At 29.1% G+C, this 24,482-nt stretch carries 19 protein-coding genes; 7 read left to right on the top strand and 12 right to left on the bottom strand.

Features of this window, described 5'->3' with window-relative positions:
* Both feoB and BPP43_RS08240 read right to left on the bottom strand, forming a co-directional pair.
* Complete coding sequence (gene feoB / locus BPP43_RS08245; RefSeq protein ID WP_015274686.1) at positions 1-2,493, bottom strand: ferrous iron transport protein B; 2,493 nt, start codon at positions 2,491-2,493, stop codon at positions 1-3.
* A 110-nt stretch (positions 2,494-2,603) separates the two neighbouring features.
* Entirely contained in the window at positions 2,604-2,891 is a 288-nt protein-coding gene (locus BPP43_RS08240; RefSeq protein ID WP_015274685.1) for a DUF6506 family protein, read from the bottom strand.
* Between the two features lie 331 nt (positions 2,892-3,222).
* Between BPP43_RS08240 and BPP43_RS08235 the strand changes: the two genes are divergently transcribed.
* Positions 3,223-3,879, top strand: coding sequence for a hypothetical protein (locus BPP43_RS08235; RefSeq protein ID WP_015274684.1), 657 nt, complete (start codon positions 3,223-3,225; stop codon positions 3,877-3,879).
* 270 nt (positions 3,880-4,149) lie between these two features.
* Here the strand turns inward: BPP43_RS08235 and BPP43_RS08230 are convergent, their stop codons facing one another.
* The 5 genes from BPP43_RS08230 to BPP43_RS08210 form a co-directional block, all read right to left on the bottom strand.
* On the bottom strand, positions 4,150-5,340 hold the full coding sequence (locus BPP43_RS08230; RefSeq protein ID WP_015274683.1) for a M24 family metallopeptidase: 1,191 nt from the start codon (positions 5,338-5,340) through the stop codon (positions 4,150-4,152).
* 25 nt (positions 5,341-5,365) lie between these two features.
* Positions 5,366-6,919: an AbgT family transporter gene (locus BPP43_RS08225; protein WP_013244201.1), complete on the bottom strand. Its 1,554-nt coding sequence runs from the start codon at positions 6,917-6,919 to the stop codon at positions 5,366-5,368.
* A gap of 290 nt (positions 6,920-7,209) precedes the next feature.
* Complete coding sequence (locus tag BPP43_RS08220) at positions 7,210-10,350, bottom strand: efflux RND transporter permease subunit (protein WP_013244202.1); 3,141 nt, start codon at positions 10,348-10,350, stop codon at positions 7,210-7,212.
* A gap of 39 nt (positions 10,351-10,389) precedes the next feature.
* The gene (locus tag BPP43_RS08215) at positions 10,390-11,727 is read right to left on the bottom strand and encodes an efflux RND transporter periplasmic adaptor subunit (RefSeq protein WP_015274682.1); all 1,338 of its coding nucleotides are present in this window, start codon (positions 11,725-11,727) and stop codon (positions 10,390-10,392) included.
* A 13-nt stretch (positions 11,728-11,740) separates the two neighbouring features.
* The gene (locus BPP43_RS08210) at positions 11,741-13,099 is read right to left on the bottom strand and encodes a TolC family protein (protein WP_015274681.1); all 1,359 of its coding nucleotides are present in this window, start codon (positions 13,097-13,099) and stop codon (positions 11,741-11,743) included.
* 460 nt (positions 13,100-13,559) lie between these two features.
* Here BPP43_RS08210 and BPP43_RS08205 point away from each other — a divergent pair, with 460 nt between their 5' ends.
* The 4 genes from BPP43_RS08205 to BPP43_RS08190 all read left to right on the top strand — a co-directional run bounded on the left by BPP43_RS08205 (position 13,560) and on the right by BPP43_RS08190 (position 16,127).
* Positions 13,560-14,075, top strand: coding sequence for a PepSY-like domain-containing protein (locus tag BPP43_RS08205; RefSeq protein WP_013244205.1), 516 nt, complete (start codon positions 13,560-13,562; stop codon positions 14,073-14,075).
* A 34-nt stretch (positions 14,076-14,109) separates the two neighbouring features.
* Positions 14,110-14,361 carry a PepSY-like domain-containing protein gene (locus tag BPP43_RS08200; RefSeq protein WP_013244206.1) on the top strand — a complete coding sequence of 84 codons (252 nt, stop codon included), beginning with the start codon at positions 14,110-14,112 and terminating at the stop codon, positions 14,359-14,361.
* Between the two features lie 29 nt (positions 14,362-14,390).
* A complete protein-coding gene (locus BPP43_RS08195) occupies positions 14,391-14,642 on the top strand; it encodes a PepSY-like domain-containing protein (RefSeq protein WP_013244207.1) in 252 nt (83 codons plus the stop codon).
* A 174-nt stretch (positions 14,643-14,816) separates the two neighbouring features.
* A complete protein-coding gene (locus tag BPP43_RS08190) occupies positions 14,817-16,127 on the top strand; it encodes an NCS2 family permease (protein WP_014932071.1) in 1,311 nt (436 codons plus the stop codon).
* Positions 16,128-16,651: 524 nt separating this feature from the next.
* Here the strand turns inward: BPP43_RS08190 and BPP43_RS08185 are convergent.
* The 3 genes from BPP43_RS08185 to BPP43_RS08175 are packed head-to-tail and all read right to left on the bottom strand — an operon-like array spanning position 16,652 to position 19,505.
* A complete protein-coding gene (locus BPP43_RS08185) occupies positions 16,652-17,542 on the bottom strand; it encodes an alpha/beta hydrolase (RefSeq protein WP_015274680.1) in 891 nt (296 codons plus the stop codon).
* A gap of 32 nt (positions 17,543-17,574) precedes the next feature.
* A complete protein-coding gene (locus tag BPP43_RS08180) occupies positions 17,575-18,234 on the bottom strand; it encodes a DUF6320 domain-containing protein (RefSeq protein ID WP_015274679.1) in 660 nt (219 codons plus the stop codon).
* A gap of 5 nt (positions 18,235-18,239) precedes the next feature.
* Entirely contained in the window at positions 18,240-19,505 is a 1,266-nt protein-coding gene (locus BPP43_RS08175) for a hypothetical protein (RefSeq protein WP_015274678.1), read from the bottom strand.
* A 750-nt stretch (positions 19,506-20,255) separates the two neighbouring features.
* Between BPP43_RS08175 and BPP43_RS08170 the strand changes: the two genes are divergently transcribed.
* Both BPP43_RS08170 and BPP43_RS08165 read left to right on the top strand, forming a co-directional pair.
* Positions 20,256-21,098, top strand: a complete 843-nt coding sequence (locus tag BPP43_RS08170) for a fumarate hydratase (protein WP_015274677.1) — start codon at positions 20,256-20,258, stop codon at positions 21,096-21,098.
* Positions 21,099-21,142: 44 nt separating this feature from the next.
* The gene (locus BPP43_RS08165) at positions 21,143-21,673 is read left to right on the top strand and encodes a Fe-S-containing hydro-lyase (protein ID WP_015274676.1); all 531 of its coding nucleotides are present in this window, start codon (positions 21,143-21,145) and stop codon (positions 21,671-21,673) included.
* Positions 21,674-21,792: 119 nt separating this feature from the next.
* Here the strand turns inward: BPP43_RS08165 and BPP43_RS08160 are convergent, their stop codons facing one another.
* Positions 21,793-23,166: an alanine/glycine:cation symporter family protein gene (locus tag BPP43_RS08160; protein WP_015274675.1), complete on the bottom strand. Its 1,374-nt coding sequence runs from the start codon at positions 23,164-23,166 to the stop codon at positions 21,793-21,795.
* A gap of 82 nt (positions 23,167-23,248) precedes the next feature.
* On the bottom strand, positions 23,249-24,355 hold the full coding sequence (gene alr, locus BPP43_RS08155) for an alanine racemase (RefSeq protein WP_015274674.1): 1,107 nt from the start codon (positions 24,353-24,355) through the stop codon (positions 23,249-23,251).
* Positions 24,356-24,482 lie beyond the last annotated feature (127 nt).

Raw genomic sequence — 24,482 nt, 5'->3', positions numbered from 1 at the left:
CTAGATAATTCCAGCTATTCTTCCAGCAATTTGGTAGAATGCGAAACTAACTATCCAAGCCACAGCTAAAGTATAAACAATTAAGAAAGGTATCCAAGCCTTTCCGATTTCAGAACCTATTACAGCTATTGATGCAAAACAAGGGAAGTATAATAGTACAAATAAAAGTAAAGCATAAGCTACTATAGGATTAAACACAGGGTCATTTCTTAATGCTTCTATTAATGTTGTTTCATCTTCTTCTATAGATTTTATCTGTGCTATTGTAGAAACGAATACTTCTTTGGCAGCTCCTCCTGCTATAAGAGCAATACTTATTCTCCAGTCAAAACCTAAAGGCTTCATTACAGGCTCTACAAATGTTCCTAATTTACCAGCAAAACTATGCTTTAAACCTTCAGAAGCTACAAGTCTATCATATTCAGCATTTAAAGCCTCTTCATCACTTACATCTATATTTTCTGATATTAATACGGTTTTTGCTTTATCCATTAACTCAGCAGATTCCTCTTCTGTAGGATTGTATTGAGGGAAAGTCATTAATGCCCATATTAAAACAGAAGCAGCAAATACATAAGTACCAGCTTTTTTTATATACATCCAACCTCTGTCAAACATATGTCTCAAAACAGTTTTTACACGCGGCACTCTGTACGGAGGAAGCTCCATAACAAAAGGAGTTTCATCGCCTTTGAAAAATAATTTTCTTAATATAAATGCCACAAGAAAAGCCATTATTACGCCAATTATATATATACTAAACATTACAGTAGGAGCCATTTTTGGTGAGAAGAATGCAGCTGTAAATAATACATAAACAGGAATTCTAGCACCGCAGCTCATAAATGTGGTTATAAGTACAGTTACAATTCTATCTTTTTTGTTTCTCAAAGTTCTAGCAGCCATAGTAGCGGGTATAGTACAGCCAAAACCTAAGAACATAGGTATAAATGATTGACCATGAAGACCAAACTTATGCATAACCTTATCCATTAAAAATGCAGCTCTAGCCATATAACCGCAGTCTTCAAGGAATGATATACCAACAAATAGTATTAAAACTAATGGGAAGAAAGAAAGCACAGCACCAACACCGCCTATCACACCATCAACCACAACAGACTGTAACAAGCTTCCTTCAGGCAAAAGATTTGATACAAAAGATGATAATGCACTAATACCCATCTCAATCCAGCCTTGAGGATATGCACCAAGTGTAAATGTAACTTTAAATATTAGCCATAATACACCTAAGAATATTGGTATGCCAAGCCATTTATTTAAAAATACTACATCGGCAGCATCTGTAAAATTGAATGCCTGTATATCATCTCTTTTTATAACTTCTTTTAAAGCACCCCTAATATATGAGTATCTTTTATCTGCCATGATAGAGTCTGTTTTGGAGTTTTCTTTTGTCTCTAGTCTTATAATTTCTTTGTTTATAGTCTCTATTACTTCTCCGCCATTGTTGCATTCGCGTCTTACAGAGTGTATAGCTCTTTCATCTTTTTCTAACGCTTTTATAGCAAGCCATCTCTTATGAATGTCTGATATATCTCCATGCATAGAAGCAACTATGTTTTTTATAGATTCCTCAACATCAGCACCATATTCTAAAGCGGCATCTCTATGCAGTTTATTTCCAGATTCATATATTTTTTCTATTTTATCTAATATTAAAAGTACGCTTTCATGTTTATTTCCATGAACTTTCATTACAGGAAGTCTAAATAATTCTTCCAATTTTGATTCATCTATGTTTATACCCTCATTTTCTGCATGCTCATACATATTAAGCACACATAAAATAGGAATACCTAATTCAACCAACTGTAAAGTAAGATAAAGGTTTCTTTCCAAATTTGTAGAGTCAATAACATTTATAATAAAATCAGGTTTTTCATTAAGAAGTACATCGCAAGCTACAACCTCATCTTGAGAATAAGCACTTAAGCTATAAACCCCGGGTAAGTCCATTAAATCATAGGTGTATCCGTTGTATAGCATAGAATATTCTCTTTTTTCAACCGTTACACCGGGGTAGTTAGCAACTTTATAATTAGCACCAGTTAAAGCGTTAAATATTGTTGTTTTACCGCAGTTTGGGTTACCAGCAATTGCTACTTTTAATTTTGTATTGTTTGAAGGAACTTTGAACTTTTTACTAATCTCTTCTTTATCTTCTAAAAATAAATCACAAGTATTGTTTTTTTTCTCTCTTTTTACTTTGCCTGTTTTTATATCGGCCATCTTCTTAATTTCAACATCTGCTTTAGAAACTTCAATTCCATTTGCCTCAGATTTTCTTAAAGATATTTCATAATCCATAATATGAACTTGAATAGGGTCTCCAAGAGGTGCCTTTCTCACAATCCAGCCTTTAGCACCAGCAGTAAAACCCATCTCTATGATTCTCTGCCTTATCTCTCCCTGAGTCTCCACATTATCTACAACAAAACCTTCTTCTATGTCGAGTTCTGTTAGTTTCATAAATAACTCCTTTCACTAATTTTAATAATCTAATAAAGTGTTAGTATATTCTAACATATGTAAAAAAATTGTCAATATAAGTTTGTATAAAAAGTATTAATAAATAATATTTAATGAGAAAATAATCTTTTGTAAATATCATCTTGCTCTTTAAGATGAATTACAAAACCAACAGCTATTTTATTTTCAGTGGCCTCTATTATTTTTTTAGCTCCTTCCTCTCCAAATCCTCCGCAAAGCTCTATGCAGTCAATTCCTTCTTTTTGAAGGTTTTTAGCTGTTTCAATAGCTTCTTCTATATTAGAAACACCAATTATTTGTGAGACTCCATTATGTATTGAAGCTTTATCTTTTTTAGAATCAAATATTTTATCCATTATTAAATAAGCGAATTTCATTTTTGTATAACTCCTAATATATGTATTTTTATATTATAGCATAGAAGATTAATTAATAAAGTTTTAAAATAATTTTAGTTTATTTTCACGCACGTTAAAAAATATATTTGTTTATTAGTAAGATTATAATTGTTATTTAAATTATGTTTATAAATATTTTTAAACGTGCGTTGAGTAGATTAAATACTTAAATAATATTTTTGTGTTTTAATTTTATTATTTATAATGATAGTGATTAATAGTTATACTAAAAAAGTGAAATAATATAGATTTGTTTATAGGTTTATAGTATACTCTATTTGAAGAAGAAATTTTTAGAGTATAATTGATTATGAATAATACATGGTCACAATTAAATAAAGAAATACAATCTAAAATCAAAAAGAAAGATAGCTATAAAGAAGGTATTATTGTATTATTTAATTTGAGAAATATGCTAACAGAAACTCTAAAATCATTTTATAAAGAATTAAGTAGAAAAGATTTTGATGCAATTCCATTTATAAATTCAGACGGATATCATAATAAAACTATTGCATATTCAATTTGGCATATTTTTCGTATTGAAGATATAGTTGCACATACATTAATAGCAGACAATGAGCAAATCTTTTTTTCTAGTAATTATCAAAAACGTATCAATTCACCTATAATTACAACAGGAAATGAACTTATGAAATCTCAGATAGAAGACTTTTCAAGACAGCTTAATTTAGATGAACTTTATTCTTATATTTTTGATGTAAAAAATAGCAGTGAAAATATAATTAATAGTTTATCTTATGATGAATTAAAAAAGAAAATACCAGAAAAAAGAAAAGAAAAGTTAAAATTGTTGAATGTGGTAAGTAATGATAAAGATGCAATTTGGCTTATTGATTATTGGTGTAAAAAAGATGTTCGAGGTTTAATACAAATGCCATTTTCAAGGCATTGGATTATGCATATAGAAGCAAGTTTACGCATAAAAAATAAAATATATTCATAATGAATAAAATAATATATAACATTAAAAGAATTGAGTTTTTTATTATAATTAAATTTTAATAACATACCCCGCCCTTTATTTTTTAGAGCGTGTTTTAAAATTTTAATTTAAATTATTTTTATTGCCTGTTTAGAAATATTAACACCCGCCCAAGTTTTTATTAGGTTAAAAACTATTATTACTTTTATATATTTTTAGAACAAGTTAAATAAAGATAATAAAAAAGGCTCAAGCATAAAAACTCAAGCCTCTTTATATTAAAAACAACTTTTAATCAATATAATGCGGAGCGGCATCAGTAATAATTTCGCATCCATCTTTAGTAACAACAATCATATCTTCTATGTTGTATCCTCCTATACCTTCTATATAGCAAGGAGATTCTATACATAAAACCATATTCTCTTCTATCACTCTAGTTTCATTTTTAGATACGAAAGGAGCTTCAGCAGTTTGAGGCCCCATACTAATGCTATGTCCCATATGTCCTCTTTCATAACCAGGATATTTTCTCTTAACATACTCAAAACCTATATTAAATATCTCAGAAAAAGGAACATTTGGTTTTATATTTTCTATCATTAATGTTCTTGATTCATATAATGTGTCTTTTAATTTAAAAAGCTCTTTATCGGCATTAGGCATTACCCAAGCTCTAGACATATCTGTAGTATAAAAATCCCATTCAGCATTAACTCCGCCGTCAAATTTTATTATATCAGTATCTTTTACTATAGTGTTTCCTGATATTGCTAAAGCAGATGCATTTTCTCCTGTTAAAAAAGCAGACCATGTGCTTGGTACACATATTTTACTTTCCATAACATTGAGCCTGTAAATATCCATAAGCTCTTTTTCTGTAATACCTGGTTTAGCAAATTTACTTGTATGAAGCATAGCTAAAGCACCAACATTTGCTATTTTTTTTATAATATCAATTTCTTCTTTTGTTTTTACAGACCTTGCTTTTATAAATAAAGGACTTGAATTTTTTATTATTATATTTGGAAGCTTTTCTTTTAATAAGTTAAAATAATTAATACTTATAAAATCCAATTCCAAGCCTATAGTTTTATTTTCAAGTCCATACTCTTTTATTAAATTAATTAAAATATCAAGCGAACCAGAAAAGCTTTTGAAGTTTTTTGCTCCAAGTGAACCCTCACTGCTTGTAAGTTTATCAAAAGTTTTAACTCCAACCCAAGTATCATATTGAACAACTTTGCAATTGTCCACTCTATCTTCTAAAGCCTTTTTTTCAAAGTCCATACATATAGCTACAGTTTGAATATTATCATCACTATTTACAAGAGCCATAGATACAGCAGGCATTCTTGAAACTGCATGCTGATGTGATGCTGTTCCTGTAACATAATGAAAGTTTTCTGGAGAAGATACTATTAAAGCATCAATATTCTCCTCTCTCATAATTTTTTTTATATTTTTTTCTCTTGATTTCATTTATCAATCCTATTTCAATATTTAATTACATTCCATAATGTATAGGAGCATTTATACCAACAGGAAGACCTATTAACATCCATATTACTAAAAGAATAATCCAAGCTATTAAAAATGCTATAGAATAAGGAAGCATCATAGTAATAACAGTTCCTACACCGCTGTCTTTATTATATTTTTTTACGAATGCTACTATTAAAGGGAAGAAAGGCATTAAAGGAGCAATTATGTTTGTAGTAGAATCTCCTATTCTGTATGCTACCTGAGTAAGCTCTGGAGATAAACCAAGCTGCATAAACATAGGAACAAATATAGGAGCCATTATAGCCCATTTAGCAGAGTCTACAGCTATAAATATATTGATAAATGCTGTTACTATAATAAATGAAACTATTAAAGGAATTCCAACAAAACCTATTGATTTTAAGAAATTAGCACCAGTTACAGAAAGTATTATTCCAACATTTGAATAATTAAAATAATCAACAAACTGAGCAGCAAAAAATAACAACACTAAAAATCCAGATATAGTAGATATAGTTTTTACCATTAAAGCTACAACCTCTTTATCAGATTTTACAGTACCAGCACCTATACCATAAAATAATCCAGGTATTAAAAAAGCAAACATCATCATTATTATTATACCGCTCATGAAAGGAGATTGAAGTATTCCTCCAGTTTCAGGGTTTCTTAATATACCATTTTTTGGAAGTACTAATGCAAGAATAATAGCTACATAAATTATAAATGATATTATAGCAAATAGCATTCCTCTTTTTTCATTAGCTTCAATATCAGCAACAACAGAATTTTCATCAGGCTGATATTTTCCAAGTCTAGGTTCTATGATTTTATCAGTAACTATTGTTCCTATTATTGTGATGAGGAAAGTAGACACAAACATAAAATACCAGTTGCCTGTAGGCTGTACAGTATAAGAAGGGTCTAATAATCTAGCAGCTTCTGTAGAAAGTCCTGCAAATAAAGGGTCATTAGAACCTATAATTAAATTAGCATTCCACCCACCAGAAACGCCAGCAAAAGCAGCAGCAAGTCCAGCAACAGGGTGTCTTCCAAAACTCATAAATATTATAGCTCCAAGCGGAACTAAAACTACATATCCTGTAGAAGAAGCTATATTTGACATTATTCCTAAAAATACTACTGAAGCTGTAACTAATTGTTTAGGAGTTACTTTTACAAGCTTTCTTAGTACTGCAGACATAAATCCTGTACCATCTGCCACTCCAACACCAAGCATTATAGCAAATACTACTCCTAGAGGAAAGAAGCTAGTAAAATTGCTTATAGCAGAAGTGTAAATATGTCTTATTCCTTCAGGTGTTAAAAGGCTTACTGCTTTAACTGTTTTTGTGATATATGAACTAGTTGCAGAATCAAAAACTTCATATTCAACAAAAATACCTAACTTAAAACATATATGAGATATAAATAGCATTAATAATGCAAATACTACAAATAATGTAGTGGGGTCTGGAAGAGAATTACCAACCTTCTCTATTTTGTCCAAGATTTTTAAAATTTTTCCTTCTTTTTTAATTTTTTCTGTTTCCATAAGAAAATCCTTTTTTATTAATATTTTTTAATTTTATTGTATTTGATTATTTTTTTAGTTAAAAAATTATTGAAGATTTATGTTTTTCTGGGGAAAATGATATTTGTATAAAAATATCATTAAGTGAAAAGAAGATACATTTTTTAAGCTATACATAATTATTATAACCTTATTGATATATAAAAATACTAACATTAAAGATTAATAAAGTCAATTAATAAATAATAAATTATTTAAAAAATAAAAAGGCTTAAGCATTAAAACTCAAGCCTTTCATATTATTTTATCAATTATTTACCAGGAGTACTCAAAGCATCATCAACATTTGGATTAGTTTCAATACTAGCCAAATCTTTAGCATCATAATCTTTAAGCGGTATTCTGTTTCTAATAGCAGCATAAACAGTAGGAACTATAACCAGTGTAAACAAAGTAGAAACACTTAATCCTCCAAGCACTGCCAAAGATAAAGGCTGATACATCTCATTACCTTCACCATTTGATAAAGCCATAGGAAGAAGTCCAAGTATTGTAGTAAGTGAAGTCATAAGTACAGGTCTTAATCTTCTAGGACCAGCTATTAAAGCAGCAGCATCTCCATTAATTTTTTTCTCATGCATAAGCTGATTCATATAGTCAATAAGTACAATACCATTATTAACTACAATACCAATAAGTACTATAACCCCAATTCCGCTGTATACACTTAAAGTCTGTCCTGTAATGAGAAGTAATAAAAGTGAACCAGCAAAACCAAATGGTATAGCAAGAGCAATAACGAAAGGAGCTATATAAGATTCAAATTGGCTAGCCATAATAGCATAAACTAATACTAAAGCTAGTATTAAAGCTTGTAATAATTGTCCGAATGCCTCTTGCATATCCTCATAATCACCAGAATAAACAATACTAAAACCAGCAGGCATAAATACTTTTTCATTAATAGCTTTTTGCACATCATTCATTATTTGGTTCATAGGTCTTCCATAACCTGCTGCGGTAATTGAAGTTATTCTGCTGTCATTTTTTCTTTCTATTTCTGTAGGTGCAAAATCTTTATTAACATTAGCAATTGCAGATACAGGAACCATTCCAGAAGCTGTAGGTATAAGCATTCTATTAACATCGTCTATATTTATTCTGTCTCTTTCATTAAGCTGTACTATAACATCAATATCAGTAACTTCAGAGTTTTCTGGAGTCATTCTTGTAGCAGTAGTACCGCCGAAGCTTGTTTTTATAGAGTTAGCAACAGTGTTAATATTAAGTCCCATTTTTGAAGCTAAGTCTCTGTTTATAGTTACATTAAGCTCAGGGCTAGAATCGCTTTTTTTCAAACGAACATCTCTAAGACCAGGTACATCTTGTAAAGCTGCTATTATATTATTAGCTAATTCTCTAGCTCTTGTTAAATCTTCACCAACTATATCAATATCTATACCGCTTGAACTACTGCTTCCGCCTCCACGCATACTGCTTACACTATCAACGTTAATTGTAGCAGGATATCCAGCTAATTTCTTTCTAACCATTTCAACATATTCTTCTGTTTCTACAGTTCTTCCATCAGATTTGTCTATTAATTTAGCTCTTATTTGTCCTTTATTTGCATCAGAACCAGACCTTGCTCTTGACTGTATTCTGCTTAAATCTTTTCCAATAACTTCTTCAACATCTTTTCTCATTCTGTCTATAAATGAGCCAGTTTGTTCTTTTCTTGTACCAATAGGCATTTGTATAGTTGCCATTAACTGACCTTCATCAGATTGAGGGAAACCTTCTTTACCTATAAATATTAACCCTACTATTATAACAGCAAATACTACGCTTATTACAGGTATTAATACTCTGTTTTTATGATTAACAGAATAAGTTAATATTTTTTCATATACATAATTAACTTTAGAGTGGAAATGTTTATCAAAAAATACTTCAAAACGATTGAAGAATTTAGACTTTTTAGTAGTTACTAATCTTGCACCAAGCATAGGTACTATAGTTAAAGCAACAGCCAAAGAAGCTATCATAGAAACTGTAACTGTAATACATAAGTCTCTAAACATCTGACCAGTTTGACCTTCTACAAATAAGAAAGGCAAGAATACTGCTATTGTTGTAAGAGTAGAAGCAGATATTGCAAGTGCCACAGTAGAGGTACCGTCTATTGCAGAAGAGTATTTACCATAACCATTGTTTCGGTAGTAGAATATATTTTCAAGTACAACAATGGAGTTATCTACCATCATACCAATACCAAGTACAAGTCCTGAAAGAGAGATAATATTTAATGTTGTACCAAAGAAATACATCAAAGTAAATGTTACTATTATAGACATAGGAATTGATATTGCTATTATAAGTACAGTTCTAACATTCCATAAATATATCATAAGAATAATAACAGCAAATAAACCGCCCTGCCAAGCAGTATCAAGTACGCCTTTTATAGCATTATTAACGTTATCAGCACTGTTGAATAATACTTCATATTTTATGTCGCCTGGTAAGTTTAAGCTGTCTAATCTTTTTTTAATAGCATCAGAAACCGCAACTGTATTAGCACCAGATTCTTTGTTTATAGAAACGTTAACAGCAGGAGTACCATTAACTTTTATAACGTCTCCGTCTTCATCATAACCCTCATAAACAGTAGCCAATTCTCTAAGTCTTATAGGAGTGTTATTATCTTTTAATGCCACTACAACATTACCAATATCATCAACGGTTTTAAACTCACCAGTAGTTCTTAAAGTATATTTGTAAACACCCTCATAAGTTTCACCGCCTGATATGTTTTGGTTTTCCATAGCTAAAGTGCTTACTATAGAGTTAATATCAAGACCATAAGCCTGAAGTCTGTTCATATCAACATCAACTTTAATTTGGCTTTTTAGTCCTCCTCTAATCTCAGCCATAGCAACACCGCCAACCTGCTCTATAGAAGTAAGTATCTGATTATCAACTAAATTGTATAATGCAGATAAGTTATCAGTACCGTAGAAAGATATTTCCATAACAGGAATATTATCAGTAGAAAATTTATAAACAGCAGGGCTTTCAGCATCATCTGGCAAAGATTTTCTTATTCTGTCTATAGCCTCTCTTATGTCGGCAGTAGCAGATGCCAAGTCGCTTCCCCAGTTAAACTCTATAAATACATTTGAATCCTCTTCCTCTGAAGTAGAACTTACCTCTTTAATGTTGTTTACAGAAGAAACAGCAGATTCTATAAGTCTTGAAACAGATTTTTCTACTTCTTCCGGACCAGCATTATCATAAGTAGTTCTAATACTAATAAAAGGAAGTTCCATATCCGGCAAGAAGTCTACAGGAAGCCTAGATAAACTTACAACACCAAGTATAACAACTGCCACTATTCCCATAAAAACGGAAACAGGTCTTTTTACTATTAATTCAATAAAACTTCTCATATATAAATAAACCTCTCTTAAAAATACAAATAATAATTTTTATTTACCAACAGAGTAAATATCACTATTATTTGTTTGCTCAGTGTTTTTAACTACATCTTCATTATCGGCTGTATCTTTTTCTACTGTGTTGTTTATAACATTATTATTAGTGTTTTGAGCAGCTGTGTTAGTTTGAACTTTTGTAACAGTATTAGTTTGCGGTTTTACAGCTGTGTTTTGCTGAGTAGCAGTTTTAGCAGCATTGGTATTGTTTGCTAATAATGATGATGTTTTTGGTTTTGTTTGATTTGTAGTAGTTTGTTTTACAGTATTATTTTCTTTTGCTTGATTTACTTGAGTTCTTTGATTTGTTTGTTGTTTTATAGTATTGTTAGTATTATTTACTATTTCATTTGTATTAACATTTTGCGGTGTAATATATTCTAATATTGTAGGGTCATTTTCTATTCTATTTACTAAAGAACCGTCTTTTAAGAACTCTCTACCAAACATTACAACTTCTTCACCATCTTCAAGTCCGCCGCTTAAAGCAACTTTGTCTTTGGATCTAAATAATATGTCTATTTCTCTTATATATGCTCTGTATTTTTTATTAGTATTGTCTGTAGCTACTTTTCCTTCTAGAGGAGGATTTTGAGAATTATCTTCTTTTACAACATAAATATAATTTTTTCCTAAGTCATCAGAGAATGTAGCACTATTTGGTATTACAAAAATATTATTAGCAGAGTTTAAGAGTATTGATACATCAGAAAACATGCCGGGTAAAAATAATCTGTCTTTATTGTCAATTAAAGCTTTTACCATTAATGTACGAGTAGAAGGATTAACAGCATAATCTTTTTTTGTAATTGTAGCTTCAACTTCTTTGTTTGGAGAAGAAGGAATTCTAATTAGTACTTTTTGACCAAGTTCCACACCTGTAATAGAACGTTCTGGAACTTGTATTTCTACTTCTAGCTTACTAATATCAGCAACATTTGCTATTGGTGTAGCTGCTGCTATAGAAGCACCAACTGCCATATATGTAGTAGTTACATAACCAGAAATAGGTGTTCTTGCAGGAGCATAAGCATAATTAGCACCTATTACAAATCTGTCAATTAATGCTATAGTATCTCCTTTGTTTACAAAACTTCCTTCATATTTTAGTATATTTGCAATTTTACCAGGTACATCTGATGAAATCTCAACTTCTTTTATTGCCTTAATTTCGGCAGAAAGTTCAAGATATTCTTCTAAAGATTGTCTTACTGGTGCTGCAACAAGTACACTTATTGGATTTTCTTTTTTGTTTAGATTCACTTGTCCTTTTTTACAAGAAGTAAAAAAGATAGATAAAATAATAAATAATATTGTTGTACTTCTTAACATCATAAAACTCCTCTTAAGCTCCTAAAAGTTTTAATACTTGTAATGTACTAGAAAAATATTCGTATATTGCCTGTAAATATGCAAGCTGTGCATTCAAATATGTAAGCTCTGCATCATTTAATTCTAATGTAGATATTGTACCGCCTCTATATTGTCTTTGTGCCATTTGTAAAGCATATGCAGCTGTTTTAGCGTTTTCTGCTTGCGATTGTAATGTTAACTCTTGAGATTTTGCTGTGGATATGAGGTTTCTGCTATTGATTTCTATATTATCTCTTAATTGGTCATAGCTTATTTCCATTTGTTCAATACTTAATTTAATCTCTTCTGCTGCTTTTGCTGTAGATGAGAATGGAAGTAATGAATCAAGAGCATAATTCAATGAAAATCCAACACCCCAGCTAAACTCTCCGCTTCTGTCTTTATAAAACTCTTTATTATTATCCAATTTTAATTTATCTATTGTAGTAACTCCTACATTAGCATTTGCTGAAAAAGTTGGCCATAAATAGCTTCTTGCAACTTTTCTGTTGTATTCAAGCATTTCTATATTATTAGCCATATTGTTTAATTCTATATTATTAGCCATTATCAAATCTAATATTACATTTATATCCAAATCTGGTAATGCTATTTTTGTGGCATCTAATATATTACCTATTAATTCAACATCGTCAGATACATTTGTTAAACCTATTTGTCTTATAAATGTTAATTTCAAACTTTCATAATTATTGCTAAGTGTAACAAGCTGAGGTTTTGTACTTTCATATTGTACTTTCGCATTCAAATATTCATATTCTGAAACTTGTCCGTTTCTGTATTTTATGTATGACTCTCTCATTCTATTACTATAATTAAGCTGCTGCTGATAGTATACTTTATAATTTTCTTGAGCTACAAATGTGTTATAAAAATTTAGCTGTGTGTTTATTGCTACATTCTTTCTCTCATCAAAATATATCTCTTTCATCATTTGTAAGTTTATTTCTCTGGCTTTATCAGTATTCCAGTTTCTAAACCCAGTGAATAGTGTTTTTGATAATGTTGCTTGAGCACTCCAAGTATCAGCACTTGAATATACTCCTGTGTTTAAGTTGTTATATTGATATTCTTTCGGCTCTGATAAGTTAAGTCCGCCGCTTACTGTTAATGAAGGTAAAAATAAATCAGAAAATGATGCATCTTTTTGAGTTTGAGCTATTCGCACATCATATTCTGCTTGTTTTAGGGTTTTATCGTTTTCAATTGCTAAATCTAATGCCTGCTCTAAATTTATGCTTATCTTAGAGTTTGTGGAGTTTTCATTACTCTGTGAATATAAAGAAATATTGAATACTATAATCAATATAAAAACGAAACTATTTTTCACAATACCGCTCCTAAGAAAGTCTACATCGTAAATTTAATAAAAATTTATTTTTTTACTAATAAATTATAAACTTCAAATAAAAAATATCAAGCTAATTTTACAATATATTTAATTAGACGAATAAATCATTAAAAAGTTCCCGTTATTAAATGCTTATCATATGTAATTAAATTAATATTTATAATAGGTAAATAAAAAAACAATTATTTACATACTTCAAGAAATATAGTAAATATTTTTTACTTTATCGATATAAAAAATATAGTTTTACCTAATGAATTTACTTTAAATTTACAAATAATATGTATTTTTTGATAAAATCACGTTAAAATAGCAAAAAAACTGCAAAATATATATATTTTTTGTAAAAAAATAGTAAAAAAATTTGACAAAACTCGCACCATATACTATAATTATAATTGTAAAGATAATTTACTTACATTCATCAAGGAGATATTAAATGAAAAAATTATTAAATGTTATTTTTATTATATCAATATTTTCAAGCTTGTTATTAGCACAAAATAATAATAATTCAGCAGATACTAACACTGCAAATGATATGACAATGTATAACCCTTATATGCAAACACCAGATAGTAATGTTCAATATGGATATGGAGTGCCATTATCATCTTTGCCTAAAAACACTCAAGATTTTATAGCTAAACATTTCAAAAATGTAGAAGTAAGCTATATAGAGAGAGATTGGGAAGATATAGAAGTATATTTAGCTAATGGAACACAAATTGACTTTTTCCCTAATGGTGAATGGAAAGAAGTAAAAACTTATGGAAATATGCCTACTACAATATTGCCTGCTAATGTTTTAGCTACTGTTAATAAAACTTATCCTCAGGCTGCTATTATAAAAATAGAAAAGCAATTCACTATATATGAAGTTAAATTAAACAATATGATGGAGCTTTATATAGATAATAATGGTAATTTATTAGGTCAGCAATTTGATGATTAATAATATTATAAATTAAAATAAAAGGAGTGAAATAATGAAAAAAATAATTTGTTTATTAATAGCTTTAAGTGTAATAGGTTCTTCAGCTTTATTTGCTGATTGGTATGTACCTCTTAATCAAGTTCCTCAAGCAGTATTAGCTACAGCAAGAGCAACTTATCCTCAAGCACAAATTTGGGCAGTAGAAATGGAGCATTATAATGTTTATAAAGTAAAAATGAACAATATGATGGAACTTTATATAGATAAAGCTGGTAATTTATTAGGTCAAGAATTTGATGATTAATAATAAACCAAAATAAAAGGAGTAAAATAATGAAAAAAATAATTTGTTTATTAATAGCTTTAAGTGTAATAGGTTCTTCAGCTTTATTTGCTGATTGGTATGTACCTCTTAATCAAGTTCCTCAGGCAGTATTAGCTACAGCAAGAGCAACTTATCCTCAAGCAGAGGTTTGGGCAGTAGAAATGGAAAATTACAATGTTTATAAAGTAAAAATGAATAATATGATGGAGCTTTATATAGATAAAGCTGGTAATTTGTTGGGTCAGGAGTTTGATGACTAATAAAAAAGACAATTGATAAAAAAAATAGTTATTCCTTATTATTGTAGAAGAGGCTTAAAAATATTTTTAGGTCTCTTCTTTTTATTTATATAATATTATTAAAATATTCTATTGCAATAATAATGAAAAGTATATATATTGTTTCTTTATTAAAAATTATTATAAGGATTATTTATGGAAAAGTTTTTCAAACTAAAGGAAAATGGTACTAATGTAAAAAGCGAAATCATAGCTGGTATTACTACATTTATGACTATGGCTTATATATTGGCTGTAAACCCTAGCATACTTAGTGCTACTGGTATGGATAAAGGGGCTGTATTTACTGCTACAGTGGTATCTTCTATAGTTGCTACTTTAATTATGGGACTATTAGCTAATTTACCTTTTGCTTTAGCTCCTGGTATGGGTCTTAATGCTTTCTTTGCTTATACTGTTGTACTTGGTATGGGCTATAGCTGGCAGACTGCTTTAACTGCTGTTTTTATTGAAGGTATTATATTTTTAGTTTTAACTATTTTCAATGTAAGAGAGGCTATTGTAAACAGTATACCTCTTAATATGAAAAGAGCTATATCTGTTGGTATAGGTTTATTTATTGCATTTATTGGTCTTCAAAACTCTAAAATTATAATTAATAATGATGCAACATTAATTTCATTAGGAGATATTACTTCAGGCTCTCCGCTTCTTGCTATAATAGGTTTATTAATAACATCTTTACTTCTTGCATACAATGTAAAAGGAGCTATATTGATTGGTATATTATTAACAACATTAATAGGAATACCTATGGGAATCACTCAGCTTTCTCCTTATGCAAGTTTTGCTCCTCCTTCTTTAGAGCCTGTTGCTTTCAAATTAGATTTTGCTAATATACTTCACCCTAATATGTTTATAGTATTATTTACTTTCCTTTTTGTGGATATGTTTGATACTGTTGGTACATTGGTTGGTGTTTGTACAAAAGCTAATATGCTTACAAAAGGCGGAGAAGTTCCTCGCTGTAAACAGGCTTTATTTGCAGATGCTGTTGGAACTATATTTGGTGCTTGTATGGGTACTTCTACTGTTACTACTTATGTTGAGAGTGCTTCTGGTGTTGCTGAGGGCGGAAAAACTGGACTTACTGCTGTTGTAGTAGCTATATTATTTACTATATCATTATTCTTATCACATATATTCTTATCAATACCTAGTGCTGCTACTGCTCCTGCTCTTATAATAGTTGGTTTATTTATGATGACTCCTATATTAGAAATTGACCTTACTGATTATACAGAAGCTATACCTTCTTTTGTTTGTATTATATTTATGCCTTTTGCTTATAGTATTGCTGAGGGTATCACTTTTGGTATATTAGCTTTCACTTTATTAAAATTATTAACAGGAAGAACAAAAGAGATTACATTATTCACTTGGATATTGGCAGCTCTTTTAGTAATAAAGATTTTAATGCCTGTTATTTCTAGATTTTTAGCATAAGAATTAAAATTATTACATTAAAAAAAACAAAGGTCTTGAATTAATTTCAAGGCTTTTGTTTTTTAACTTTTGTTGTGTAATTTTTTATTGTTCTTTTCCCGAAGCTATACGGTGTGGACTTCGTCAAAGAACCAAAAAGTGCAAATACTATAGCTTTGTATATTTTTAAATATTATAAACTATAGAATAATACCAACATTTCAAGCTAAAAAATGAAGTTCTTTTGGTTCTTTTATACCAATACCGAAAGGTACCTACTCGGTAAAAGAACTGGGGGTGTGGGTGCAAAGCCACCACAAACAATTAAAATAAAAAATAGATTTTTAACAAACTTAAAAATTTTTAGTATATATTAAAACAATAATTTTATATCAATTTTTTTCTTCAACTTTTTCCCGCCTTCGCGGTGCGGACTTCGTCAAAGTTGCAAAAAATGCGAACATTTTAACTCTATATTTTGGAATATATATAAAGTAATACCTATGTCTTAGTAAAAATTAATTTTTGTTGCTTATTTTATATTATTATAATGTTTCAATCCACTTAAAAACTTCGTCCATTATATTGTTGCTGTCCATAGTCTCAAAAAATATTCCATTAACCAAATTATTATGATAAATTTCTTTGTTTTCAAATACAATACATTTAGCCAAGCCATCATTAAAACTATTAACTTTATTAGAAAAATTGATTGAGTTTTGAACATCGCAAATAGGGTCTAATCCTGAATGTATGCATAACACTTTATTTTTTTCGCTTCCATCTATATAGTTATAAGGGTTTGCTAAATCTCTGTTATAATTCCATTCAAAAAGCTGATTAAGCATTGGAGTAATAATTTCATTGGTGCATACGTTTAAATCTGTTGGTCCTCCTAATGATATATATCCTTTAAAATTATTTATATCAACATTATATTTCTTTTGCATATCTTTATTATAAACAAGCAAAGCCCCCAAATGAGCACCTGCAGATGAGCCTACAACAACTATATCAGAATAGTCTATGTTTTTTTCTTTTAATATAGAAAGTGCTTTATTAAAACCATTAAATACATCTTCTATTTGAGCAGGGTATTTAGCTTTTTTGCTTAATCTATATCCTAATAGTATTGCATTAAAACCTTCTTTTGCAAATCTCCTTCCAACGAATCTATATAAATCAGCACTTCCCTCTCTCCAACCGCCTCCATGTATATATACTATTAATTGTTTTTTTGGCTTTTCATTTTCTTTTAATTGTGCTGGGAAATATAAAATATATTGTCTTTTGTTTTTGTTATATTTAAATTTAGTTGGCTTAATTTTTTTATCTGCTTTAATAAAGTTAATAGCCATTACAGGATAGCTTAAATATTCTTTTATTAAGTTTTTATTTTTTTTTGTTTTTTTTATTTTATTTATTTTATTATTCATGAAAAACTCCTAATATTTTTATATAATATTTTTTATGCATTAAAAATTTTTTTCAAAGATAAAATAAACTCATTTCTAAATAATATAATCATAGTAAGAATAACAATTATACCAGATCCAAAAGCAGCCAAACTACTCCAATAAAGAAAATTAAATAGCGGTAAAACAATCATTAATATAGATATAAAAGCAGCAGAAATTATATAAGAAACATATTCATTAAAATATTTATGGTCTATAATGCCTATTATAAGCATTGAAACATTTAATCCAAGCGATAAAAAAGGCATCACATAATTAAAAGACCATTTATAAAATCCGCTGAATATATCTATTATTATCACCAAAGGAAGAAGTATAAAAAACTCTATTAATAATTTTTGCCTTAAATAAAATATTGAAGCTGTAAAACATATATATGTAAAATATGCAGATGCAACAGACACAGCAGATATCATAGCCCAATTATATTTTGAAGAAGTTGATATATTAACAAGCATTATAATGATGATGGCACTTACAGCAACCAAGGAAACTATCTTTTTAGCATTAACTTTTTTTATTTTTTTATAATACCAATCATAAGAAGGATATTCTTCGCAATATGTATTATTTTTATTTTCTAATTCACTAAAACATAATGGGCATTTGTTTGCTTTTATTTCTAATTTACAATTATTGCAATAAGGCATTTTTTTTACACTCCAAAATCATTAGAATAAATTTCTGTCTTTGTAACTTTTGAAATATTTTGAAAGAAGTGTTTTATAATATCTGTTTCTATAATTGTTCTATTGAATGTAATAGATAATTTATCATCAAAACTGCATAAGCCTACATTTAATGGACTATTTATTGTATTATAAACCACCGCCTCAAAATGGTTAATATATTCTTTCATATCTTCTGGAAGAATAATATTTCCAAAGTTTGATAATGTGAGAGTTTTTAATTTATCTTCAAAGAGTTCAAAATCCAAATTGACTACAAAGTTTTTTATAAATAATGGAATAAATTTTGTTAATATATTATTTTCTAATTTTGTGTTTTGATAAATAAAGTTTTCTAATTTTTCTTTTTGAAGTTTTTCTTTCATTTCATTAGAAACTATTTTTATAATGTTTTCAAAGGTTAGTTCATTGGAAGTATTTATTTGTATATTAACCACACCAAAAAAGTTTTTTAAAGATATTGAAGGAAATATTGTTCTTAAATTAACAGGAATACATACTACCATATTTTTGCCATCTAATCTATTTTTTATTTTTGCTTCATATATAGAGTACGCTAAAAGTGAAGCAATATAGGCTGTGATAGTAACATTATATTTTTTGCTTTCTTTTTTAATATTTTCTACGCTAACAATTCCATGAACAACATTGTTTCCGTATATTTTTAATTGTTTACCTTTTATTAAATAAACATTTTTAATTTTCTTTTCTTTTGTTGTTGTTTTTTTATTTTGTGTATGCATTTTAAAGCTGTCATCATAGTCGCGAGTTGTATGTATGCTGTCTTTAAATACATCTTCATTGGGGTCATTAATTTGTTTTCCAGATAATGTGAGATAATGATAAAGCAGAGATTTTAAGAAACTTATTAAAGCAGTAGCATCTGCAAGAGAGTGAAAAATTTCTACAGATATTCTATATTTATAATAAACCACTCTAACTAAATAACCATTATTAAGTTTATAATTTATGTTGTAGGAAGGATAATATTTCTCTTCTTCAACTAAGAGCCTTCTATTATTTTCTTCAAAGTAGTTCCAGAACAATCCTTTTTTTATTGACAAAGCAAAAGTTGGAAACCTTTTCATTGTGATGTCTAGGGCATTTTGCAGTGTTGCTTCATTTACTTTATCTTTTAGCAGAGCTGATACTCTAAATATAGGAATGTTTTTTTTATTTTTTATAGATACAAAAAGTTTTGCGGCATTATCTAATTTGTATAATTCTTTCATTTTTGTACTCAATTATAGAATTGATAATTTTATAATATAATATTAAATTATTTATTCTATTTTGCAATAATTAAAAATAATTAAATTCATAAAAAATGAGTTGTTTTAAGTACTATAGTTCTTTTTATTTATTTGTGTGTACTAATATACTTATATTTTGTGATAAGCTTAAGAAAATATATTTGTACTAGTTCGTCAATTTTGTTGTTCTTTTTCCCGTGTACGAGCTGTACCACCTTGCCGCACGGTAATGCCATGTTTTAATTATAACTTCTTATACGTGCGGGGGAATACCTTTTAATATACAATTAAATTATAAAATTTATAATAAAATGCAGTTCTTTTGGTTCTTTTATACCAATACCGAAGGCACTTACTACGGTCGTACCGAGTAGGTGCCTATCGGCAAAAGAACTGGGGTGCTACCCTAAGGGCATGCTTCGCAGGGGGGCAAAGCCCTGCAAATAATAAAAATAAAAAAGTTAAAAATTTTCAGTATAAATCTAAACATTTAAATAGTTATTTTTAGATTTTAAATTTACTTTTAAAATTGACAATTAAATTTTTATTTTGTATTATAAATATACTAGAATAATTTTATTGAAATTGCAGTTCTTTTGCTTCTTTTATACCAATAAAAGAAGTGGGGTGTGGGGCAAAGCCCCGCAGATATTTAAAATTAAAAAATATAAATTTTAATAAAATAAAAATTTTTAGTATATAACAATTATTAATAGGGTATAAAAATATATGAGAGAAATTGATGTTAATGTTATAACAGAAAATGTTGCTAAACTTTGCATAGATTCTAATATTTATTTAAACGATGATATAAAAAAAGCATTAGAAAAATCTTTAGCACAAGAAAAAGAGAGTCTCCCAAAAAATATACTTGATGTACTTATAAAAAATTCAGATATAGCAAAAGAAGAATTAAAGCCAATATGTCAGGATACAGGAATGGCAATTATATATGTTGATGTTGGAATGGACGTTCATTTTAAGGGCGGTAGTTTAACAGAAGCTATTAATAAAGGTGTGGCATTAGGGTATAAAGAAGGGTATTTAAGAAAGTCTGTTGTAAATGACCCATTAGAGAGAAAAAACACAAATGATAATACTCCTGCTATTATTCATTATAATATAGTTGATGGTGATAAAGTTAAGATTGTAGTAGCCCCTAAAGGATTTGGAAGTGAGAATATGGGAAAGATTGCTATGCTTCCTCCTTCTGCTGGAATAGATGGAATAAAAAAGTTTGTTTATGATACAATAAAACTTGCAGGTGCTAATGCTTGTCCTCCTATGATTGTGGGTATTGGTATTGGAGGTAATATGGAGAAATGCGTTGATATTGCTAAGAGGGCTTTGCTTAGAGAGGTGGGTTCAAAAAATAGTGATGAGCGTTTACAAAATCTTGAAGAAGAGCTTCTTGAAGGAATCAATAAAATGAATATTGGACCTTCCGGATTTGGAGGGAAAACTACTGCTTTATGCGTGCATATAAATATGTATGCCACTCATATAACATCACTTCCTGTATGTGTGTGTACAGGCTGTCATGCTACAAGACACAGAGAAATTATTTTATAAATAGTTTAAATAGTTTAATAAAAATTTTTTAAGGTAATAATTTTATGGAAATAAAAAAGATAAACACTCCTCTCACAAAAGAAATATTATCAACATTAAAATCAGGCGATATGATAAGCTTAACAGGCAATATATATACTGCAAGAGATGCCGCACATAAAAGATTAATAGACATGATAAACAATGGAGAAAAATTGCCATTAGATTTAGAAAACAAAACAATATTTTATGCAGGCCCTTCACCAAATAAACCAAATGAAGTTATAGGAAGCGTTGGACCTACAACAAGCTATAGAATGGACGCATACACTCCAAAGCTAACAGAATTAGGAGTTTTATCTACAATAGGTAAAGGTGCTAGGTCTAAAGATGTTATTGACTCTATAAAAAAATATGGCGGAGTTTATTTTTGTGCTATAGGAGGAGCTGCTGCTTATATGGCTCATTGTGTAAAAAAATGCAAAGTAATAGCTTTTGAAGATTTAGGCACTGAGGCTATTAGAGAGCTTTATGTTGAAGACATGATGCTGATTGTAGCAATAGATTCTAACGGGGATAGTGCTTTAAAAGTGTGAAATCTTATTTTATAGAAAATTAAGTAAAATAATCTAAATAATATCAAAAAAATTTTTACTGCAAATAAAAAAACACCCGCTTTTTTAAGCGAGTGCTTTATTATTTTTTTATGTTATTTTTAGTCTTTCATAATTGTTGAAGAAGGATCTTTCAAATACTCTCTTGTTAGTTTAGCTACTTTTGGAGATAAAATTAAAAGACCTATTAAGTTTGGTATAGCCATAAGACCATTTAAAGTATCTGCTATAGACCATATTAAATCTAATTGAGCAACAGCACCTATTATACCAATAATTAAAAATATAATTCTATAACCATAAGAAGCTATTTTATTTCTTTTAGTGAGATAACCTAAAGCAACAACTCCATAATGTGACCAACCAACAAAAGTTGAGAAAGCAAATAATATTAATGATACAGTAAGTATTATAGAGCCGGCATGTCCTAAGTTAGCACCAAAAGAAGCAGATATTAATTCAGCACCGTTTAATTTAGTACCTTGATTAGCCTCTAAGAATATAATAGCCATAAGTCCAGTTAAAGTACAAACAAAGAAAGTATCAATAAGTACTTCAAATATACCCCATAAACCTTGCTCTATAGGGTTTTTAGAGTTACTAGCACCATGAGCCATAGGAGCAGTACCTAAACCAGCCTCGTTTGAAAATACACCTCTAGCAAAACCAAATTTCATTGCTATCATTATTGAATATCCCATGAAACCAGCACCTACTTGTTTCAAATTGAAAGCTTCAGAGAATATTCTTTGAAAAGCATGAGGAATCTTATCTAAATTTAAAGCTAAAATAATAATACCAGCAACTAAATATATAACACACATAACAGGAACAAGTTTCTCTGTAACAGTAGCAATTCTTCTAATTCCTCCGATTATTATAATTGCAGTTAAAGCAACAACAACAACCCCAGTAATAATTTTAGGTATACCAAAATTTTGATAAACAACAGCCGCCATAGCATTAGTTTGAGTCATGTTTCCAGCACCAAAACAAGCCAAAGCAGCAAAAGCAGCAAATATACTGCCAAGCCAAGGTAAATTAGCACCTTTAGATATATAATACATAGGTCCGCCATGGTGATGACCTTGATCATCTTTAACTCTGTAATGAACAGCTAATATAACCTCAGAATATTTTGTAACCATTCCAAAAAAAGCAGCAAACCACATCCAAAATAAAGCACCAGGTCCTCCTGCTACTATTGCAGTAGTAACCCCAGCAATGTTTCCAGTACCAACAGTACTTGCTAATGCTGTGCTCACCGCTTGAAAAGGGGTAATATTATCATCAGCATCTTGTTTTTTTGCTAAAGAACCAAAAGTATGTTTTACCCATAAAGGTATTTGTGTAATTTGTAAGAAACCAGTTCTAATACTTAAAAATATACCAGTTCCAACCAATAGGGTTAGCATTACAGGTCCCCACACAAAACCGTTAATAATGCCGTTGATTTTTGCTATCATATCAACCATAATAATCTCCTTTTTTTAATTAGTTTATTTAAATTTTGATGTACTCCTTAAAATTATTTTTTATTAAAATATTTATTTATAATTAATCTTTGTAAACTCTCTTAACTCTCTCACCAATACGAACCAATACCTCATGACTTATACTCTCTATTTTTTTTGCCATAGTATTAGCATTAAGTCTCTCATCATCACCAAATATTAAAACCTCATCTTCTTCTTTTATATTATCCTCATTTCCTATATCTGCCATTATAATATCCATGCATATCTTTCCTATTATAGGATAATATTTACCGTTTATTTTTACTTCCCAATTATTAGAAAGTTTTCTTGATAGTCCGTCAGCATATCCTATAGGTATTACAGCTATATTAGTATCTTTATCAGCTTTCCAAGTCATGCCGTAAGAAACTGTTTCATTCTTTTTTATTTTTCTAGTTAAAATAACTTTAGATTTTAAATTTAGTATAGGCTTAAATCCAAAGTCATAGAGCTTCTCTGTATATCCATAAACTACTATGCCTGCTCTAACCATATCGAAATAGGCATTTTTATAATAAAGCAATGCAGCAGAATTTGCAGTATGAGCATTATTTATTTTTATGCCGTTTGTTTTTAATTCATTTAAAACATCACTAAAAATTTTTATTTGATTTTCTGTAAACTCTTTAGATATATCATCAAATCCATCAGAAGCAGCATAATGAGTATTAATTCCTTCTATCTCTAAAGTGCCGTATGATAATATCTTATTAGCCAAGCTTAATACATCTTTAGGTTTTGCTCCCATTCTGTTTAGGCCAGTATCTACTTTGATATGCAGTTTTAACTTTTTATTATGATTCTTCAAAAATCTGTCATAATCATCTAAACATTCAGCATTACTTATAATAGGAGTTAAATCATATCGGCAAACATCTTCTGCTTCATTTTTAAAATGCTGAAACAAAACAATTATTGGTATTTTTACACCAGCCTCTCTTATCTTTACTCCCTCTTCTACAGTAGCAACTCCAAGAGCATCTACATTTAGATTTTCTAATTGCTTTGACATATCTACAATACCATGACCATATGCATTTGCTTTCACTATGGTGAGTAATTTAGTGTTTCCTGTCATAGAACGAATAATTTTTATATTGTTTTGTAATGCTTTTAGATCTATTTCTGCTATATTATATAAGGACATTCTATCTCCTAAGCATACTCAAATTTTAGTATATATTTTTAATTTATTATTGTCAATACATATAATGAGTATTATTGTGAAATATAATATTATTAATAATATAATTAATTTTCAGATAAAAAGTAAA

This window comes from Brachyspira pilosicoli P43/6/78 (genome assembly GCF_000325665.1).
Taxonomy (GTDB): Bacteria; Spirochaetota; Brachyspiria; order Brachyspirales; family Brachyspiraceae; genus Brachyspira; species Brachyspira pilosicoli.
The sequence above is the reverse complement of the archived record's forward strand: the minus strand, read 5'-3'. Positions and strand labels throughout refer to the sequence as shown.